The sequence below is a fragment of the Bradyrhizobium sp. BRP20 genome (genome assembly GCF_020194215.1).
Lineage (GTDB): Bacteria > Pseudomonadota > Alphaproteobacteria > Rhizobiales > Xanthobacteraceae > Bradyrhizobium > Bradyrhizobium yuanmingense.
The window spans coordinates 108,145-126,538 of record NZ_JADYVY010000014.1; the positions used below are offsets into that span (position 1 = coordinate 108,145).

At 64.4% G+C, this 18,394-nt stretch carries 19 protein-coding genes; 7 read left to right on the top strand and 12 right to left on the bottom strand.

The genetic code is table 11. The features are described 5' to 3' along the window. Positions 1 to 8: 8 nt before the first annotated feature. Genes I6F33_RS27815 through I6F33_RS27830 form a run of 4 tightly spaced genes read left to right on the top strand, consistent with a single transcriptional unit; the run spans position 9 to position 3,279 of the window. Complete coding sequence (locus I6F33_RS27815; protein WP_225144709.1) at positions 9 to 773, top strand: hypothetical protein; 765 nt, start codon at positions 9 to 11, stop codon at positions 771 to 773. A 19-nt stretch (positions 774 to 792) separates the two neighbouring features. Further along, positions 793 to 1,479, top strand: coding sequence for an L-fuculose-phosphate aldolase (locus I6F33_RS27820; protein ID WP_225144710.1), 687 nt, complete (start codon positions 793 to 795; stop codon positions 1,477 to 1,479). 32 nt (positions 1,480 to 1,511) lie between these two features. Continuing rightward, the gene (locus tag I6F33_RS27825; RefSeq protein WP_225144711.1) at positions 1,512 to 2,474 is read left to right on the top strand and encodes a carbohydrate kinase family protein; all 963 of its coding nucleotides are present in this window, start codon (positions 1,512 to 1,514) and stop codon (positions 2,472 to 2,474) included. A 58-nt stretch (positions 2,475 to 2,532) separates the two neighbouring features. Beyond that, positions 2,533 to 3,279 (top strand): SDR family NAD(P)-dependent oxidoreductase, encoded by a 747-nt coding sequence (locus I6F33_RS27830; RefSeq protein WP_225144712.1) that lies wholly within the window; start codon positions 2,533 to 2,535, stop codon positions 3,277 to 3,279. 27 nt (positions 3,280 to 3,306) lie between these two features. Here I6F33_RS27830 and I6F33_RS27835 read toward each other — a convergent pair whose 3' ends face one another. The 12 genes from I6F33_RS27835 to I6F33_RS27890 form a co-directional block, all read right to left on the bottom strand. Then, positions 3,307 to 4,281 carry a tripartite tricarboxylate transporter substrate-binding protein gene (locus I6F33_RS27835; RefSeq protein WP_225144713.1) on the bottom strand — a complete coding sequence of 325 codons (975 nt, stop codon included), beginning with the start codon at positions 4,279 to 4,281 and terminating at the stop codon, positions 3,307 to 3,309. A gap of 24 nt (positions 4,282 to 4,305) precedes the next feature. Next, positions 4,306 to 5,022 (bottom strand): GntR family transcriptional regulator, encoded by a 717-nt coding sequence (locus tag I6F33_RS27840; RefSeq protein WP_050991723.1) that lies wholly within the window; start codon positions 5,020 to 5,022, stop codon positions 4,306 to 4,308. A 23-nt stretch (positions 5,023 to 5,045) separates the two neighbouring features. Further along, entirely contained in the window at positions 5,046 to 5,786 is a 741-nt protein-coding gene (locus I6F33_RS27845; protein ID WP_057026127.1) for an SDR family oxidoreductase, read from the bottom strand. A 24-nt stretch (positions 5,787 to 5,810) separates the two neighbouring features. Next, the gene (locus tag I6F33_RS27850) at positions 5,811 to 6,581 is read right to left on the bottom strand and encodes an SDR family oxidoreductase (protein ID WP_225144714.1); all 771 of its coding nucleotides are present in this window, start codon (positions 6,579 to 6,581) and stop codon (positions 5,811 to 5,813) included. A 16-nt stretch (positions 6,582 to 6,597) separates the two neighbouring features. Beyond that, entirely contained in the window at positions 6,598 to 6,978 is a 381-nt protein-coding gene (locus I6F33_RS27855; protein ID WP_036011548.1) for a carboxymuconolactone decarboxylase family protein, read from the bottom strand. Positions 6,979 to 7,007: 29 nt separating this feature from the next. Beyond that, on the bottom strand, positions 7,008 to 8,243 hold the full coding sequence (locus I6F33_RS27860) for an ABC transporter substrate-binding protein (RefSeq protein ID WP_036011543.1): 1,236 nt from the start codon (positions 8,241 to 8,243) through the stop codon (positions 7,008 to 7,010). A 31-nt stretch (positions 8,244 to 8,274) separates the two neighbouring features. Further along, on the bottom strand, positions 8,275 to 9,507 hold the full coding sequence (locus tag I6F33_RS27865; RefSeq protein ID WP_225140411.1) for an ABC transporter substrate-binding protein: 1,233 nt from the start codon (positions 9,505 to 9,507) through the stop codon (positions 8,275 to 8,277). Between the two features lie 32 nt (positions 9,508 to 9,539). Then, positions 9,540 to 10,247, bottom strand: coding sequence for an ABC transporter ATP-binding protein (locus I6F33_RS27870; RefSeq protein WP_036011537.1), 708 nt, complete (start codon positions 10,245 to 10,247; stop codon positions 9,540 to 9,542). Beyond that, positions 10,234 to 12,006: an ATP-binding cassette domain-containing protein gene (locus I6F33_RS27875; protein WP_225144788.1), complete on the bottom strand. Its 1,773-nt coding sequence runs from the start codon at positions 12,004 to 12,006 to the stop codon at positions 10,234 to 10,236. Before I6F33_RS27875 ends, I6F33_RS27870 begins: the two co-directional genes overlap by 14 nt. A gap of 2 nt (positions 12,007 to 12,008) precedes the next feature. Next, positions 12,009 to 12,944 (bottom strand): branched-chain amino acid ABC transporter permease, encoded by a 936-nt coding sequence (locus I6F33_RS27880; RefSeq protein ID WP_036011532.1) that lies wholly within the window; start codon positions 12,942 to 12,944, stop codon positions 12,009 to 12,011. A gap of 79 nt (positions 12,945 to 13,023) precedes the next feature. After that, complete coding sequence (locus I6F33_RS27885) at positions 13,024 to 14,418, bottom strand: MmgE/PrpD family protein (RefSeq protein WP_225144715.1); 1,395 nt, start codon at positions 14,416 to 14,418, stop codon at positions 13,024 to 13,026. A 30-nt stretch (positions 14,419 to 14,448) separates the two neighbouring features. Further along, positions 14,449 to 15,342 (bottom strand): NAD(P)-dependent oxidoreductase, encoded by an 894-nt coding sequence (locus I6F33_RS27890; protein WP_225112286.1) that lies wholly within the window; start codon positions 15,340 to 15,342, stop codon positions 14,449 to 14,451. A gap of 247 nt (positions 15,343 to 15,589) precedes the next feature. Here I6F33_RS27890 and I6F33_RS27895 point away from each other — a divergent pair, with 247 nt between their 5' ends. From I6F33_RS27895 to I6F33_RS27905, 3 genes are read left to right on the top strand one after another with little or no spacing between them, the layout of a single operon-like run. Further along, positions 15,590 to 16,942 (top strand): MmgE/PrpD family protein, encoded by a 1,353-nt coding sequence (locus tag I6F33_RS27895; RefSeq protein WP_225144716.1) that lies wholly within the window; start codon positions 15,590 to 15,592, stop codon positions 16,940 to 16,942. A 28-nt stretch (positions 16,943 to 16,970) separates the two neighbouring features. Further along, positions 16,971 to 17,360, top strand: coding sequence for a carboxymuconolactone decarboxylase family protein (locus I6F33_RS27900; RefSeq protein WP_036011521.1), 390 nt, complete (start codon positions 16,971 to 16,973; stop codon positions 17,358 to 17,360). An 8-nt stretch (positions 17,361 to 17,368) separates the two neighbouring features. Further along, the gene (locus tag I6F33_RS27905; protein ID WP_225144717.1) at positions 17,369 to 18,178 is read left to right on the top strand and encodes an N-acyl homoserine lactonase family protein; all 810 of its coding nucleotides are present in this window, start codon (positions 17,369 to 17,371) and stop codon (positions 18,176 to 18,178) included. Positions 18,179 to 18,394 lie beyond the last annotated feature (216 nt).

Sequence of the window (18,394 nt, forward strand, 5' to 3'; positions counted from 1 at the left end):
GAGCTGCAATGGTATCGCTGGTCATCGACAGGCGCTTCCGGGGCCCACCCAACTCCGGCAACGGCGGTTATGTATGCGGATGTCTCGCAAGGCACGTCAGTGGAGACGCCGAAGTGATGTTGCGCGCCCCGCCGCCGCTGGAGCGGTCGCTCGACGTGCTGACGGGGGCCGACGGCGGGATCGAGTTGCGCGAGAACGACAAGCTGCTCGCGACGGTGCGTGCAACAGACATCGATGTGCCGGACGTTCCCAGGGTAAGCTACGAGGCGGCCGAAGAGGCGGCCGGCCGAACACCCTACGAAGAGCAGACCCATAACCTTCCGACTTGTTTTGTCTGTGGCCCCGCGCGTGGTCACGGCGATGGTCTTCGCATCTTCGCAGGCCCGCTGCAGGCGGGCGCTGTCCCGGGCAAGCCCGTCGTGTTCGCGGCCTCCTGGATACCTCATGGCAGTCTGGCCGGTGCGGACGGTTATGTTGCGCCCGAATTCGTCTGGGCCGCGCTCGATTGCCCGACCGGCTATTGCAGCGTGGGCGCCCGTCACCTGGGATTGAAGGGCGACGAAACGGCGCTGCTCGGACGCATGGCCGCTCGGATCGAACGCCGGCCGCGTCCCGGAGATCGATGTGCGGTGGTGGCGTGGCCGACCGGGCGGGAAGGCCGCAAGTTGTTTGCCGAGAGTGCTTTGCTCGATGCCGAGCAGGAGGTGCTGGCGACCGCGCGAGCCACCTGGCTGTTGGTCGACCGTCAGGTCCAGCTCGGAGCAAGTGCATGAACCAGGGTGGAAGCAAGGTATGACCGGCCGCGAAGCAGAGCTCGAACTTCGTCAATCCATCATCGACGCGTGCCGCGAGATGGCGGCGCAAGGCATCAACCAGGGAACGTCCGGAAACATCAGCGTTCGAGCCGACGACGGCATCCTGCTGACGCCGTCCGGTCTTCCCTACGACCGCATGAAGCCCGAAGACATCGTGGCCATGAAGTGGGACGGCTCATGGACTGCATCGGCCGGCAATGTTCCGTCGACCGAATGGCGTTTTCACCTCGACATCCTCAAGTCGAAGCCGGAGGTTGGCGCCGTCGTTCACGCCCATCCGGTCTTTTGCACCATCATCGCGATCATGAATCGCTCGATCCCTGCGATTCACTACATGATTGCCGCGGCCGGCGGCAACGACATCCCCTGCGCGCCCTATGCGCAATATGGTACGGCCGAACTGTCGCAGGCGGCCCTGAACGCGCTTCGCTATCGCCGCGCCTGCCTCCTCGCACATCACGGGCTGATCGCCATCGGTCCCAACCTGCGCAAAGCCTTGTGGCTCGCGGTGGAGGTCGAGGTGCTCGCCAAGCAGTATCACGGCTGTCTTCAACTCGGCTCTCCTCCGCTGCTACCGGACGAGGAGATCGACAGCATCCTGAAGCGATGGGGGCATTACGGCCTGCGCGATAGCGAGCCCAAGATTACCCAGCTGTCGAGCTAGATCACGAATAATCCCCTGCCTTGCGAGAACTCATGGCCTACACTCACGACGTCAGCGTCTGCGGCACTTACATCCTGGATATTCTCGGGGTCCCCGTTACCGAGATCCCACCCGGAGGTGGCCGGTTGTTGATCGAGGAAATCCGGCTCGCGGTCGCCGGCACGGCCGGCGGAACGGTCGTTCCTTGCGCGCGGCTCGGCTTGAAGGCGCTCGCGGTTGGTGCCGTCGGCTCCGACGAGAAGGCTGATTGGATGCTGAACGCGCTGGAGCGCGAAGGCATCGATATCGCTCTGATGGAGCGAATGACCGGCGCTCCAACCTCTGCAACGATTTTGCCGATCCGGCCCGACGGCTCGCGTCCGGTCATGCATGCGAGGGGCGCCTCAGCCCGATGGCGGATCGCGCCCGAAACGCAAGTAGCCGCATGCCGGAGCAAAATTCTCCATCTCGGCGGGGTCGGCTCTCTGCTTGCGATGGATGGAGCGCCTTCCGTCGCATTGCTGCAGGATGCGAAAGCCGCTGGTTGCACGACGACGCTCGATCTCATCCAGGCGCGGCGTGAAACGCTGGCACTGGTCGAGCCGCTGCTGCCCTATGTCGACTTCTTCATGCCGAGCATCGATGAGACCAGTGCCATGGTCGGAACCGACGATCCCGCCGCATGCGCGCGGTTCTTCATCGACAAGGGGGCGGGGGCCTGCGCCATCTCTCTTGGTGCCGATGGTTCCTTCGTGATGACCCGCGACGGACGCCAGTTCACGGTGCCGGCGTTCGACGTTGCCGTTCGCGATACGTCGGGATGCGGCGATTCCTATACGGGCGGCTTCATCGCGGGGCTGGCTCGCGACTGGGACCTGCTCGATTGCGCCAAGCTTGCGACCGCGACGGCCGCGATCGTCGCGACGGGGCTGGGTTCGGGCGCCAATCTCGTATCCTTCGAGGAAACCGTGAAGGCCATGAACACCTTGCCAGTCCGCAAGCCGGCTCGCGCCTGATCTTTTCAACGCCGGTAAAGAACCAACATTCATTGGAAATAACAGGGGAGAACGCAACATGGCCCGACATGCGATCGTGACGGGAGCAAGCCGCGGCATTGGCCGTGCAATAGCCATTGGGCTTGCAAGGCGAGGCTACGATCTCGCGCTGACCGACATCGCGGCCCAGGAGAAGGTTCTGCTCGAGACCGTCGCCGAGGTCGGCAAGCTTGGCGGCCGCTGCATCCAGGTGCTGGGCGACGTCAGCGATATCGGCGATTGCAGGCGTGCGGTGGCTGAAGCCGTCCAGGGTCTCGGGCACGTCGATGTCCTCGTCAACAATGCGGGCATCCTCAGGCTGGCCACCATCGACGAGCTGACGACGGATACATGGGATCAGACCTTCGCCGTCAACACGCGCGGCGTCTTCCAGATGACCCAGGCCGTGGTGCCACACATGAAGGAGCGCAAATACGGGCGGATCGTCAACATCGCCTCGCTCGCCGCTCGAACGGGCGGTCCGGGACAGTCCCACTATGCTGCATCGAAGTCGGCGGTGGTCGGCTTCACCCGGGTGTCGTCCATGGAGTTCGGCGGCTACGGCATCACGGTCAATGCCGTATGCCCGGGCATCATCGTGACTGAGATGGGGATGAACAATCTCCGCGATCCCGAGCGTGTCGCCTATTTCGAGAAGGTCACGGACTTGCACCGGCTCGGGCAGCCGGAGGACGTCGTCGGGCCCGTTGCGTTCTTTGCGTCTGACGATTCTGCGTTTGTGACCGGCCAAGCCCTCAACGTGGACGGAGGCATCTTCTACAGTTAGCAACGGGGTCGATCCGCTCTAACTAACCTATTGCGGCTCGATGCCGGCTGCCTTGATAATCCTTCCCCATTTGCCGATCTCAGCCTTGAGAAAGGCTTCAAGGGCTTCCGGCGTCGCGCGTTCGGGTTCAACCGGGGACATGCTGAGCTCACCAAACCGATTGATCAGGGCGGGATCCTTCAGCGCGGTCTGCAGCGCGCCGACGAGTTGGTCGACTACGGGCTTCGGCGTGCCGCGCGGGGCGTAGAGGCCATACCAGGTCGTCACGTCGAACGCGGGAAGGCCGGCCTCGGCCGAGGTCGGCACGTTCGGCAGCGTTGCAACCCGCTTCTTGCTCGTGATCGCGTAGCCCTTGATCGTGTTCGACTGAATATAAGGCGTCGGCCCGGTTGCAGGGTCGCAATAAACGTCGATGTGGCCGGCGATGACGTCGTTCAGCGCCGGGCCGCCGCCCTTGTAGTAGATCGGGGTAAGCTTGGTATCGGTGGTGCTCATGAACATCAAGCCGCAGAGCTGTGAGGCCGAGCCGAGACCGACATTGCCGAAGGTGATCTTGTCGCCGGCATTGCGGATCCGCGCGATGAGCTCGTTGAGATCCTTGGCAGGAAAGTTCGGCCGCGCCACGAGGATCATCGGGACGTCGGTGACGAGCCCGATGGGGGCGAAATCGCCGACCGGATCGAACGGCAGCTTGGCGTAGAGGGCCGGCGCGGTGGCCTGGCCGACATGCATCAGCAGCAGCGTGTAGCCGTCGGGGGCCGCCTTGGCGACACGGTTGGTGCCGAGCGTGCCGCCGGCGCCGACGACGTTTTCGATCACGATCGACTGTTTCAGCGTCGTACTCATGGCGCCGCCGAGGATGCGTGCGATCACGTCGCCGGGACCACCAGCTGAGAACGGCACGATCATCGTGACCGGGCGGGTGGGGTAGTCTTCCGCAATGGCTGCGCGGCAGGGATAGAGCAGGACAAGCAGGATCAGCGATCGTACGAGATACGTCATCGAACACTCCCTGGCGGCAATGTTTTAGTCGTCGGAAGGCGCCGCCTCCTTGGCTGCCGACGATTTTTCGATCATGTCGAGCGCGGCCACCGCCGCCGCATTGATGTGGTCGACGCAGCAGCGCTCGGCGAGGTCCGCATCGCCGTTCTGGATCGCGCGCCAGATCGCGGTAACCTCGCGCAAGCTCTTGTTGATCCGCTTCGGCTGCGACATCGAGGTGATCCGCAACAGCTGGATTCGGTCATGCAGCGGCTTGAGCATGCGCTCGATGAACGCGTTGCGGCAGCCACCGATCAGAGCGGCGTAAAAGTCGGTCTTGGCTTCCAGGCATCCGACGAGGTCCTGCTTGGCTGCGGCTGCCTTCAGCCGGGTCAGGGCTTCCCCGATCCGGCGAGCCACTTCCGGGTCGTGAAGCCTGGCGCATTCACGGCCGGCGAAGCCTTCGAGCACCGCGCGGGCGGCGTAGAGCTGCCGGGCCTCCTCCAGGCTGATCGTGGAGACCACGGGGCCGCGGTGAGGGACCGTATTGACCAGCCCGTCGGCCTCGAGGGCGCGTAGCGCTTCCCGGATCGAGGGGCGGCTGACGCCCATCATCTCGCAGAGCTCGCGCTCGACCAGGCGCTGGCCCGGTTTCAGCGTGCCGGACATGATCGCCTCGCGCAGCTTTTGCGCCACCATCGCTCGGACGGTCGGTACGTCATCGATGCGGAGTGTCGACTGCAATTCGCGGCGTCTTTCCATGTCCGGGCCTTGGTTGGAATGATTCAATACCGGTTTACAGGCAGAATCATCATTTCGGCAATTTGAACGTGGGCGGGCTGATCCAGGGCGAACACGATCGAGCGGGCGATGTCGGCCGGCTCAAGCGCCATCCTGAACTGGTCGAAATAGTCCTTTTCCTTCTGCTTGTCGCCGCGGTAGCGGGTCAGGATGATGTTGGTCCTGGTTAGGCCGGGCTGGAGCTCGGTGACCCGGATCGCGGTGTCCGCCAGCTCGCCCCGGAGGGTCTCGGTGAACATGTGCACGCCCGCCTTGCTGGTGCTGTAGGCCGCCATATCCGGGACTATACGGACGGCGTTGATGGAGCTGATGTTGACGATATGGCCGGCGTTGCGCTTAACCATGTCGGGGAGGATCGCGCGGGTGACGCGCATCAGGCCAATCAGGTTGGTCTGGATGATGTTGGACCAGTCGTCGGCGGAGCCGGCGTCGAAGCGTGTCCGGCCGCCGATGTCATGCCCGGCATTGTTGATGAGGATTTCGACCGGCTTGAAATGAGCAGGGATGGCCTCCGGCAGACTATCCACGTTCCGGGAATCGCTGACGTCGAGCTGAATCGGAAACACCCTGTCGCCGACGGTGGCCGCCAGCTGCTGAAGCGCCTCGGCGTCACGATCGACCAGCACGACGCGGCGGCCGCTGTCCAGCAGCGCCTTGGTGATGGCACGTCCCATGCCGCCGGCAGCGCCGGTCAGGACGACGGTCTGGCCTGGTTGTTCGGTCATCTCAGCACTCCCATTCCAATGCTCTCATGCGATTGACCAGCCGCCGTCGATGGGCAGGCTGGCGCCGGTGATGTCATTTGCCGCGGTGCCGCAGAGAAAGATGACCATGGCGGCGACCGCATCCATTTCGACGAAGCGCTGCGTCGGCTGGCGCTCGCCAAGATATTCGCGGGTCACGTCATCGACGGGGCGTCCGCTATTCGCTGCCATCGTCGCGATCTTGTTCAGGATCGCCGGCGTCGGCAGCGTACCCGGGCAGAGCGCGTTGCAGGTGATTCCGCTGCGGGCGGTCTCGATGGCCACCGCGCGGGTCATGCCGAGGATTGCCGCTTTGGTCGTGACGTAGTCGATGCGATCTTCGACCGCGCGGCTCGAATAGATCGAGCCGATATTGATGATCCGGCCCCAGCCGCGCTGCTTCATCGCGGGCAGCGCAAGGCGGATCAGGTGGAACGGCGCCGACAGGTTAACAGCGAGCGCCTGGTCCCAGCGATCGGGTGGAAACTGCTCGATCGTCGAGAAATGCCTGACAACGGCGTTGTTGACAAGGATGTCGATGGCTCCGCAGCGGTCGAGCAGGCCGACCATCATGCTCTCGATGTCGTGGCGCCCGGACAGATCGGCAGCGGCGGGGATGACCTCGACGCCGAAGCGGGCGCTGAGGTCGTCCGCGGGCTGCTTCGGCGCAACGATGTCGTGCAGGACAATGTTGCAGCCCGCGCCGGCCAGGCCTTCCGCGATGGCGAGGCCAAGGCCTGCGGTCGCGCCGGTCACGAGTGCCCATTTGCCCTTCATCGCAGCCCGCGCGCCCTTATTTCTTGTCGAGCTCGGCGAAGACTTCCTTCGCGTTGCGGAACGCGTCCACGCCGGCCGGCACGCCGCAATAGATCGCGACCTGCATGAAAACCTCGCGGATCTCCTCTTTGGTCGCGCCATTGGCGAGGGCGCCGCGGACGTGGGTCTTCAGCTCGTGCGGACGGTTGAGCGCGCAGAGCATCGCCAGATTGAGGAAGCTGCGCGTCTTTCGCGTCAGCCCTTCGCGGCCCCAGACGTAACCCCAGCAATACTCGGTGGTCAGATCCTGCATCGGGCGGTTGAACTCGTCGGCTGACGCGATCGCCTTGTCGACAAACTCGCTGCCGAGCACGCTCTTGCGGATTTCGAGGCCGCGGTCGTAGGTCGCCTTGTCCATTCTGTTCTCCGTTTCGCTTTCGAGCGGTATCAGGTCTTGGGCCAGAACGGCTTCGCCAGCGCAAGCTCAGGCGGGAACACCGTCACCGGCACGCCAGATTGCCACTGCACGATGGTCATGCCAGCGCCGACGCGGCGGCCTTTCTGGTCGAACTTGATCTCGCCCAGCGGGTAATATTTCGAGGGGCCTGCATCCATGGTGCGCAGCGCTTCGCCGACGGCAACGCGGTCGGCCTTGCCGGCCTTCTCCAGCGCGTCCTTGATCACCCACATGTCGCCATAGGTGGAGATCGCATTCTGCGTCATCCACGGCTCCTTGTAGCGGGTCTTCAACTCGGCGATCAGCGCCTCGTGGCCCTTGGCGCCCCAGCTCGCAACGCAGGTCAGGACTCCCTGGAGCAGTTCCGGGCTCACGGTCTGCAGCATGTCAGGCTCGGCGATGGCGATGCCGAACGAGATGGTCGGCACCTTGCCCTGGCCGAGGCCGAACTCGTTCATCTTCTCGAGCAGCAGCTTGGCGTCGGAGATCACCGTCGGCAGGAAGAAGAGCAGGTCGGGCTTGGCCGAGCGAATCTTCTGAACCAGCGACGTCGCGTCCGCCAGCGGCGGCGTGAAGGTCTCGTCCACGATCAGCTGCAGCTGGTTCTCTGCCAAGAGGCCCTCGCGCATCGATTTCGCCGAGGCGATCGACGCGGCCGTGTTGTCGGTGAGGATCGCGACCGTCTTCGGCCGCTTGCCCGATGCCGTCTCGGCCAGCTTGATGATTTGCGGCAAGGCCTGACGGGCCTGTGAGGCTGCCGTGGCCGAGGTCTGGAACACGTATTTGAAGCCGCGATCCGTGATCAGATCGGAGTAGGAGAGGGTGAGGACGGGCAAGTTGGCGCGTTCCGTGACCTCGGTGACCGCGAGCGTGAAGGATGACAGGTAGGCGCCGCTTGCCGCGACCAGGTCGCTCTCCTGCGCCACCATACGCTGGGCGGCGTTCTTGGCCTTCTCAGTGGTGTCGCCGGAATCGAGCACCACGAGCTTCAGCTTGGCGCCGCCGAGCGCCTTGACTCCGCCTTGCGCGTTGATGTGCTCGACGGCCATCTCGGCGCCCTGACGCATCACCGTGCCGGGACGGGCGTAGATGCCGGAGATCGGCACCAAGAGGCCGACTTTCACCTCAGATGGCTGCTGTGCCCAGGCACGGGATGCGATCAGCGTGCCGGACGCGCCCGCAAGCAGTGTTCGACGGGTGATCCTGATCTTGCTCGTTGTTCTCATGACAATCCTCCTCCCTGAAAAGCGTGCGATGCTATTTCTTCGGCCAGAACGGCTGCGCCTGCGCGAGCTCGGGCGGATAGACGGTGACTGGCACGCCCGATTGCCATTGCACGATGACGACGCCGGCGCCGACCCTGCGGCCCTTCTCGTCGAACTTGAGCTGTCCGCCGGGATAGTATTTCGACGGTCCGGCATCCATGGTGCGGAAGGCCTGCGCGACCGCATTGCGGTCGGCCTTACCGGCCTTTTCCAAGGCTTCCTTCATCAGCCACATGTCGCCATAGGTCGAGATGACGTTCTGCGTCATCCAGGGCTCCTTGTATTTCGCCTTGAGCTCGGCGATCAGAGCCTCGTGACCTTTCGAGCCCCAATTGGCGACGATGGTCATGATGCCCTGCACTGTCTCCGGGCTCACGCTCTGCAGCATGTCCGGTTCGGCGATGGTGATGCTGAAGGACACGGTCGGGATCTTGCCCTGGCCAAGGCCGAACTCGCTGATCTTCTCCAGCCCCAGCTTGGCGTCAGAGACCGCGTTCGGCATGAACAGCAGCAGATCGGGCTTGGCCGAGCGAACCTTCTGAATCAGCGGCGTCGCATCCGACAGCGGCGGGGTCCAGACTTCCTCGACGACGAGCTGGAGGCCTTCCTGCGCGAACAGCTTCTCCTTCAGCGCCTTGGCCGTGGCAACCGAAGTCGCGGTGTTGTCCATCAACATCGCGACCGTCTTCGGCTTCTTGCCCGAGGCGTTCTCCGCGAGCTTCATCAGAGTCGGCAAGCCGAGCTCGGACTGGCGGCTCGCGGTCGCGGCGGTCTGGAAGATGTATTTGAAACCGCGGTCGGTCAGAAGGTCCGAATAGGACAGCGTCAGCACCGGCAGCTCGGCACGCTCGGTTACCTCGGTGACCGCCAGCGTGAAGGACGACAGATAGGCGCCGGTGGCCGCGACGAGATCCGGCTCCTGCGCCACCATGCGTTGCGCCGCGTTCTTGGCCTTCTCGGTGGTGTCGCCGCAATCGATCACGACGAGCTTCAGCTTGGCGCCGCCGAGCGCCTTGATGCCGCCCTGCGCGTTGATGTGCTCGATACCCATCTCGGCGCCCATCTTCATCACCTGGCCGGGGCGGGTGTAGATACCCGACAACGGCACGATCAGTCCGACCTTGATCTCGGCCGGTGTCTGCGCGCGTGCCACGCCGGCAAGGCCCACGACGGCGGCGCCGGACAGCACGGTCCGTCGCGAGAGGCCCTTCGATGTCTTGTCCACTATGTTCTCTCCCTTGTCATTTTTTCTTGTCGTCACATGCCGAGATAGGCCTTGCGCACGCGATCGTCGGCGCGCAGCGTGTCGTTGTTGCCTTCGAGCACGACATGGCCGGCTTCGAGGACGTAGCCGTGGTCCGCGGATTCCAGCGCTTCCGCCACGCGCTGCTCGACCAGCAGCATGGTCAGCCCGGACTGGCGGCGAATCTCGATCAGCCGATCGAAGATGAAGTCGGCTGTTGAGGGCGCCAGCCCCATCGAGGGTTCGTCCAGCATCAAGAGTTTCGGCGAGGAGGCGAGGCCGCGGCCGATCGCGAGCATCTGCTGCTGGCCGCCTGACATCGTGCCCGCGAACTGGCTGCGACGCTCCTTCAGCACCGGAAGCCATTCGAAGATGCGCTCGATGTTGCTCTGCCAGTCGCGTCGACCGCTCTCGGTCATCGCACCCATCTCCAGATTCTCCATCACGGTCAGTGACGGGAAGACTTGGCGGCCCTCGGGGACGTGGGCGATGCCGAGATGGGCGCGCTGTGGCGGCGGCACTGCGAGGAGATCGACGCCGTCGAAGGTGATGGCCCCGCCGCTCGGCTTGACGATGCCGGAGATGGTCTTGAACAGCGTGGTCTTGCCGGCGCCGTTGGGTCCGACGATGGCGACGAACTGGCCGGCGCCGACATTGATCGAGATGTCGTTCAGCACGGGTTTGGCGGAATAGCCCGCGCTCAATCCCTCAATTCGCAGCATGGCCCACCCATTTCTTGCCGAGATAGGCCTCGATCACCCGGTTGTCGCGCGTCACCACTTCCGGCAGGCCTTCGGTGATGACGGCGCCGTGGTCGAGCACGACGAATCTGTCGACCAGCCGGACCATCGCCTGCATCGTGTGCTCGATGATCGCGATGGTCATGCCGTCGCGCGCGAGCTGCTGGATCACGGCGACGACCTCGTCCGCCTCGCCGTGGCCGAGGCCCGCGAGGGTCTCGTCGAGCAGCAGGATGCGTGGCTGGCCGGCGATAGCGCGGGCAAGTTCCATCAGCCGCAGCTCCTTGGTCGAAAGCTCGCCGGCGACGCGGTCGGCGACGGCAGAGAGCCCGACACGGGCAACTGCATCGGCGGCAAGCTTGCGGGCTTCGTCGTCGGACCGCGCGCGCACATAGGCACCGACCACGACGTTGTCGAGGATCGACATGCGCAGGAACGGCCGCATCACCTGGAAGGTGCGGCCGATGCCGGCCTCGCAGATCACGTGCGGCCGTTGGCCGGACATGTTGCGGCCATCGATCAGCACCTCGCCCTCGCTCGGTTTCAGGAAGCCGTTGAGGAGGTTGAACAGCGTGGTCTTGCCGGCGCCGTTGGGGCCGATGATGCCGAGGATCTCGTTCTGGTGCAGCTTGAAGCTGACATTTTGCACGGCCTTGAGCCCGCCGAAGGACCGCGACAGGTTCTTCACTTCGAGCATGACCTCACCGGTGGCGGCACGCTGCCGCGGCGCGGGCTTCAGCGCGGTGACGTTGGCAGCGGATGTTTCGGGCAGGTCGGAGGCAGGCGCCTTAGGCGCGATCCGTTTGCGCAGGAGATCGCGCAGCTTCCAGAACAGGCCTTCCGGGGCCAGCAGGATGACGCAGACGATGGCGAAGCCGAAGATCACGCCCTGGATGCCGGGGAAGCGCGCGCCGGCTTCGGCATGCAGTATCTCGGCGAGCGGGATCAGGATCACCGAGCCGATCACCGGCCCCCAGACCGTGCCGACGCCGCCGAACATCGCGACCGTCAGCGCCTGGGCCGACACCAGCATGCCGAACACCGATTGCGGCGTCACGACCAACAACACCTGCGCGTAAAAGCCGCCGATCGCCGCGGCAATGGCCCCGCTAAGCGTGATCGCGCGCAGCTTCCAGGCGAGCGTATTGATCCCGGCCGCCTCGGCGGCGGCCTCGTTCTGCTTGATCGCGAGCAGTGCCATGCCGAAGCGGGAGCGCTCGATGAATTGCGTCAGCACGATGGTGGCAAGCATGATTGCGAGTCCCAGCAGCGTGTAGATGCGCGGATCGGCGAATTGCATGTAGGCGATCGGCGCTTCGCGCTTGATCGGAAGCGTCACCTCCTGGAAGCCGAGCCACTCGAACACGTAGAGGATGGCAAGCGGGTAGGCGAGCATCGCCAGGGCGAAATAGTGGCCCTGGAGGCGGAAGGTGGGAAATCCGATCAGCAGCCCGGCGATGCCGCCGAGCACGGCGGCGATGGGGATCAGCAGCCAGGGCGATATGTCGAAATAGATCTGGCCGAGCGCGGTGGCATAGGCGCCAATGCCGAAGAAGGCGGCATGGCCGAACGAGATCAGTCCGGTGTAGCCGCTGAGCAGGTTCCAGGACAGGCCGAACACCGCCCACACCGGCACCAGCGTCAGGATCAGCTGGTAGTAGGAATTGGTGACGCCGAGCGACAGCGCGGCATAGGCGATGGTGAAGAGCAGGGGAGGAAGAAAGGAGCGCATCCGGAGCATGATCACGTCCTCTCCACCATCCGCCCGAAGAAGCCTTGCGGTCGAAAGAAGATGATGAGGAGGAAGACGGCGAAGATCGCGGCGTTCTGCAGCTGCGTCGGCAGGATCAGCGTCGACATCTGCTGCACGAGCCCGATCGTCATGCCGCCCCAGAACGCGCCGATGATGCTGCCCATGCCGCCGAGCACGACGCCCGCATACATGACGATGACGTATTCGAGGCCGACGAACGGGTGGAACGGATAGTTCGTAGCGAGGAGGCCGCCGGCGATCGCCGTGATGCCGCAGCCGAGCGCGAAGGCGGTTCGGTGCGCGCGGTCGACGTCGATGCCCATATAGGTCGCGGCGGTCGGATTATCCGCGGCGGCGCGAAGCGATTTGCCGATCCGCGTGCGCGTGATCAGCAGCGAAAGCAGGATCATCATGATCAGCGAAACGATCATGTCGATGCTGCGCGCCTTGTTGAGAAAGATGCTCATGTCGAAGAAGGGGCCGAGCTCCCAGGCCGAGCTCGACAGCGGCGTGCGGATCGAGGCCAGCACCGAGCCGAACACGATGAGGCCGCCGTTCTGCAGGATCAGCGCGATGCCGAGCGTGAGGATCAGCTGGGCGTAGTGTCCCTCGCCTTCGAGCGAGGCGGTGCGCGTCCCCGAGACGTGCGAGATCAGTGCCCGGTGGACGAAGTAGCCGAATACGGCAAGCACGGGGCCGGCCAGCAGGATGGAGACGAACGGTCCGACGGCATTGCCGAAGAACGACTGAACGCCGGCGGCGGTGAACAGATAGAAGGCAGTGTACATGCCGAGCATCATGAAATCGCCATGGGCGAAGTTGATGACGCGCATGACGCCGAAGATCAGGCCGAGCCCGACGCACATCAGGCCGTAGACGGCGCCGATCAGAAGGCCCGCGGCGAGCGCTTGCAAAAATCCTTCCATCAGCTTCGCCTCCGCGCGGCTGACGAACCTAAGCGGGTCTCGAAGTCGACCATGTTTCCCCCGTACTCTCCGGCACTTCTTATGATGCCGATCGTAAAACCCGTTCCGCCGTGTCCAGGCGGCATAGTGCTGCGATATCGCCGGCATTGCCGAGCCGTTCGCAGTCCTCGATGAGTTGCTCCAACCGGCACGCGCGGTCCTCACCGAGGACTCCCTGAGCGGCAGTGCGAAAGCGCTTGCGAATATCTGAAGGCGTTGCGGCGATGACGTCGGGTAGCGCGTGCCGGATCGTCCGGCCGCTCTGCAGATGCACGGTCACATCCGCGCCCTGCTTGTCGGGGAACGCGGTGGTGAAGCCGACATCCGGCTCAAGCTTCGTGATCGCAACCAGGCGGATGATATCGACATCATCGAGTTCGGCGTAGTTGCCTTCCTCGATCTCGCCCCTCACGAGGGTGGCCGCAACGCTGAAGGGAATGCTCATCTTGGCCTGGAGCGCGTTCCGATACGGGCCGGTGGAGGCGCACCCAGGATAGCGCACGGCGGCATCGGGAGCGCGAACGACGACGCTGTCGATCTCCTCGGTGCCGGCGAGTTCGTGCGAGACGCGAAGGGCCGCTTGCGAGGCGGTCTGCGCGAAATTGCAGGCCGGGACCGGCTTGTTGTAGACCGCCATGATCTCGCATTCGCCATTCGGGAACAGCGCGATGCTGTCGGGCGCGGCCCGGCGACGATAGGCGGCGAACAGGCCCGCTTCGCCTTCGAGGATCGTTTCGGAGCCGAAAGCGCCGGCTGCGGCGAGGCCGATTGCCTTGATCGCATTGCTGGCGGCGAAGCCCGGATGAAAATACATGTCGGAGCCGCCTGCATGCGGCCACTCGTTGAGACCGCTGGACGTGTTGGCCGCAATCGCGATGGCGCTGGTCGCTGCGTCTTCGGACAGGTTGAGCGCGAAACTTCCGGCGAGCGCCGCGCCCAGAGGGGCCACGAGGCCCGTCGGACGATAGAGCCGGGCGAGATCGGAGGTCAGCAACGCGCGGCCGATCCGCGCGCCGGTCTCATAGCCGATGATCGCGGCTGCGAGCAGCCTTGAGCCGTGCAGCTGCGACTGTTCGGACAGCGCGAGCAATGTGGGCCAGATCACTACGCCGTGGTGCGCAATGCTGGCGGCATGCATGTCTTCCCGCACGAGTCCGTGCCCCATCACGGCATTGGCGAAGGCGGCATCGGCCGGCAAGGAGAGTCGCGACATTCCGACGATGGTTGCGCTGCCGCCACCTTGTGCGATCGCGATTGCCTGACGACTCCAGGGATGATGGCCCGCCTCGAAGGCGCAGGACAGGAAGTCGAGCAGGCAGAGCTTGGCCTTGGCGACCACTTCAGGCCCGAAATCTCCGAGATCAACGGCAAGCGCGCTCTGCGCCATCTGGCGCGCGAGCGATACCTTGCCTGATCCGGTCGGGCCGTTCGTCATCGCAAGTGTGTCTCCCAAAGGTTCTTGCGCTCAGCCGCGCATCTCGACTCCGGCCCACTCCTCGAGCACCTTGGCGATCGAGGTGAAATCGGATGACGGGCCGTATTTGGCGTTGGTGATCGCCAGCATCTGCCGTACCACTGCGCCGCATACCATCGGCACGCCCATGGCCTCGGCCTCGTCCACGCAGAGACGGACGTCCTTGTAGGAAAGGCCGGTGGCGAATCCGAAATCGAACGTGCCCGGCAGCACCGAACGGGGAAATTTGTCTTCGGAGGCGCTGTTGCGGCCGCTGCTGGCGTTGATGATATCGATCAGCACCTTGGCGTTGACGCCGCCCTTGACGCCCATGGCGACCGCTTCCGACGTGATCACCAGTGCCGCCGCCGCCATCAGATTGTTGGCGAGCTTGGCGGTCTGCGCCACGCCGGGCTTGTCGCCAGTGTAGAACAGCTTGCCGAAATTCTTCAGGATCGGCTGCACGATGTCGTAAGTCGCTTGCGGGCACGATACCATAACGGCGAGCGTGCCGTTCACGGCGCCCTTGATGCCGCCGCTGACGGGCGCATCGACCAGCGTCATGCCTTTGGCTTTCAGCCCTTCCGCAACGAGCTTCGCCGCGCCGGGACCAGAGGTCGAGAGATCAACGACGATCTTGGCGCGGTTGCCGCTGCTGATGCCGTCCTCGCCGAGAGTGACGCCCTTGACGATGTCGGGCGTCGGCAGACTGGCGAGCACGATGTCGGCGCGCGAGGCGACGTCGGCCGGCGACTTGCCGACCAAGGCGCCGCGCTTGACCAGCGGCTGCGTCGCGTCGGTCTGCGTGTCGTAGACGACGAGCGAATAGCCCGCGTCCATCAACCGCCCCGCCATGGGGCCGCCCATGCGGCCCGTTCCGATCACACCGAGCGTCTCTCCCGCCATCGTTCACTCCCTGTCGCGCGATCCCACGCGGGGCGCGCCGTCTTGATCTTGTCGTTGTCAGTTCGCCGGCCGGCCCTGACGACCGCCGTCGTTGCGGCGGCGGGTTCCCGTGCCAGCGTGCCGGATTGTTATGATTGTCAGACAAGCTGTCAAGCATAACATTTGGGGTCGACAGTTTGCCGCGGATCGGCATAAGGTCCGAAAAACGAGGAAGACGCCCCGCGTGCCGCAAGACCCAATTCCCAGCGTGAGCAGGACGCTCGCCGATTTCGTCGCGGCGACATCGTGGGCGGACGTGGAGGCGCAGAGCGGCGAGGCGCGACGCTCGATACTGAATTTCTTCGCCACGGCACTCGGCTCCGCACGCGATCCGGTGGTGATGGCGGCGATGCGAACCCTGTCGCCGTTCAGCGGCGCCGCGACCGCGACGGTCATCGGTCATTCGCAGCCGATGGACGCGATGTGCGCATCGTTTCTCAACGCCATCTCGGCCAATCTGCTCGATTTCGATGACACCCATCCCGAGACGATCATTCATCCGGCGGCACCGGTCGCAGCTCCAGTCCTCGCACTCGCGGAGACGCATAAACTGTCTGGACGCGAATTGTTGACGGCGTTCATCCTCGGTGTGGACGTCGAATGCCGCATCGGCGCCGCCGTTTCGCCGCGCCATTATGCGCGCGGCTGGCACATCACCTCGACCTGCGGGATCTTTGGCGCCGCGGCGGCTTGCGCCAAACTATTGGGGCTGCCCGCGGAGGGCATTGCGAATGCCATCGGGCTCGCGGCGAGCCAGTCGGCAGGCAATGTCGAGAACCTGCCCAGTGCCGCGAAGAATGTCAGCGTCGGCAACGCGGCGCGCAACGGCTTGTTTGCGGCGCTGCTTGCAGAGCAGGGTTATGAGGCGGCCCCCCACGCCATTGAAGGCCCGCTCGGTTGGGCACGCACCATGGGTGACGAGCCGGATATTGCCCGCTTGCTTGATGGTCTCGGCAAGACCTTTGAGATCGCCAAGAACACCTACAAGCCCTATCCCGCCGGCATCGTTTTTCATGCGGTCATTGATGCCTGCCTTCAGTTGCGGGAGCGGATCGGTCGGCGATTCGATCAGATTGACACCGTGACCGTTCAAGGCTCGACGCTGCTGCTTGCGCGCGGCGACCGCCCCGTCAACAACGAGCGCGATGCGCGCGTCAGCATCCATCATTGCGTGGCGTGCGGATTGCTGCTCGGCAGAGCCGGCGTTGCCGAGTTTGCACGCGAGACGGTCGTCCGGCCCGATATTGTGCAGCTGCGGCAGAAGGTGAGGGCGGAGTGGGATGACGGGATGCCGGATGGTGCGGCACGCGCGACCGTGCGCCTGTCGTCCGGCGAGGTTTTCACCGAGACCGTCATCTCGCCGCGCGGCAGCCGGGCAGCGCCGCTTGAAGATCGCGATCTCGAGGCCAAGCTGCGCGAAAGCGTGCGAACGGGCCAGAGCAATTGGGACGCGGACGGTGTTATCGACGCCGTCTGGCGTCTCGATGCGGTGGCTGACGTCGCCGAACTGCTGCGATCGTTGCGGCCGCCCTCGGCGATGCGCCGAACAACTTCAATCTAGACTCTCGCAAGACGTGAAAGGGACGATCATGACCAAGACCGAACTGTTCGAAAAGGGCCTCAAAGTCCGCAAGGAGGTGCTCGGCGAGGACTACGTCAACAAATCGATCGCCGGTGCCGACGAGTTCACGCGCACGATGGCGGAATGGTCCACCGAATTCTGCTGGGGCGCGCTGTGGACGCGGCCCGGCGTCGACCGTCGCACGCGCTCGATCGTCAATTTGGCGATGCTCGGCGCACTGAACCGGCCGCACGAGCTGAAGCTGCACGTGAAGGGCGCGTTGAAGAACGGGCTGACGAAGGAGGAGATCAAGGAGATCCTGCTCCAGGTCGCGGTCTATTGCGGCGTGCCCGCCGGCATCGACGCCTTCCGCAATGCGCGCGAGGCCTTCAACGAGGTCGACGCGGCCGGCTCCTGAGCAAATCCATGGCTGACCCGATCTACGAACTCTTCGCCATCCGCTACGCAACGCGGGATGCGCAGCGGAGCGACCACTTCATCGGCGGCGATCCGCATGACGGGCCGATGCCGATGGACTATTTCATGTGGCTGGCGCGGGGAGGTGGGCGCACCTTCGTCATCGATACCGGATTCAACGCCGAAATTGCGGAGCAGCGCAGGCGGACATTCTTGCGCTGCCCGGTGGAGACTCTTGTGGCGTTCGATATCGAGCCGGCCGAAATCGAGGACGTGATCCTCACGCATCTGCACTACGACCATGCCGGCAATTTCGACCGCTTTCCGAACGCACGATTTCATCTCCAGGAGCGCGAGCTTGCCTACGCCACCGGCCGCTACATGCAATATCCGAGGTTGTCGCATTCTTTCGAGGTCGAGGACGTCTGCGGCATCGTGCGGCTGAACTATGCGCGCCGAGTCCTGTTCTACGATGGCGATGCTGAGATCGCTGCCGGGCTAACGGTCCATGCGGCGGGCGGACATTCCGCCGGGCTTCAATTCGTCCGGGTCAACACGCGCCGCGGTCCGGTCGTGCTCGCTTCCGACGTCAGTCATTTCTACGAAAACCTGACCAGCGAGCGTCCTTTTACGACGGCGTTTCATGTCGGCGACATGCTGGCGGGGTTCGACAAGCTGCGCGCCGCAGCGCCGGATGCGGACCACATCGTTCCAGGTCACGATCCGCTCGTCATGATGCATTATCCAGCGCCGACCCCGGATCTGGACGGGATCGCGGTCCGCTTGGATGTGGCGCCGTCCGGGCCTGCTCACTCCTAGGGCGGCGAGAGGACCACGCACCGCATCCTTGTCGAGCTTCCGCATCTTCAACTCTGGCACGATCTGCGGCCGATCGGAGACGGCTGACTATCCTGCCAGAAAGCCGCCGTCGATGGCGACGACGGTGCCCGTTGCATATTGCGAGGCCGGCATGCAGAGGACCGCAACCGCGCAGCATCTAGATCATGATGCGGTCAGGTTGGAGGCGCCAAGCGG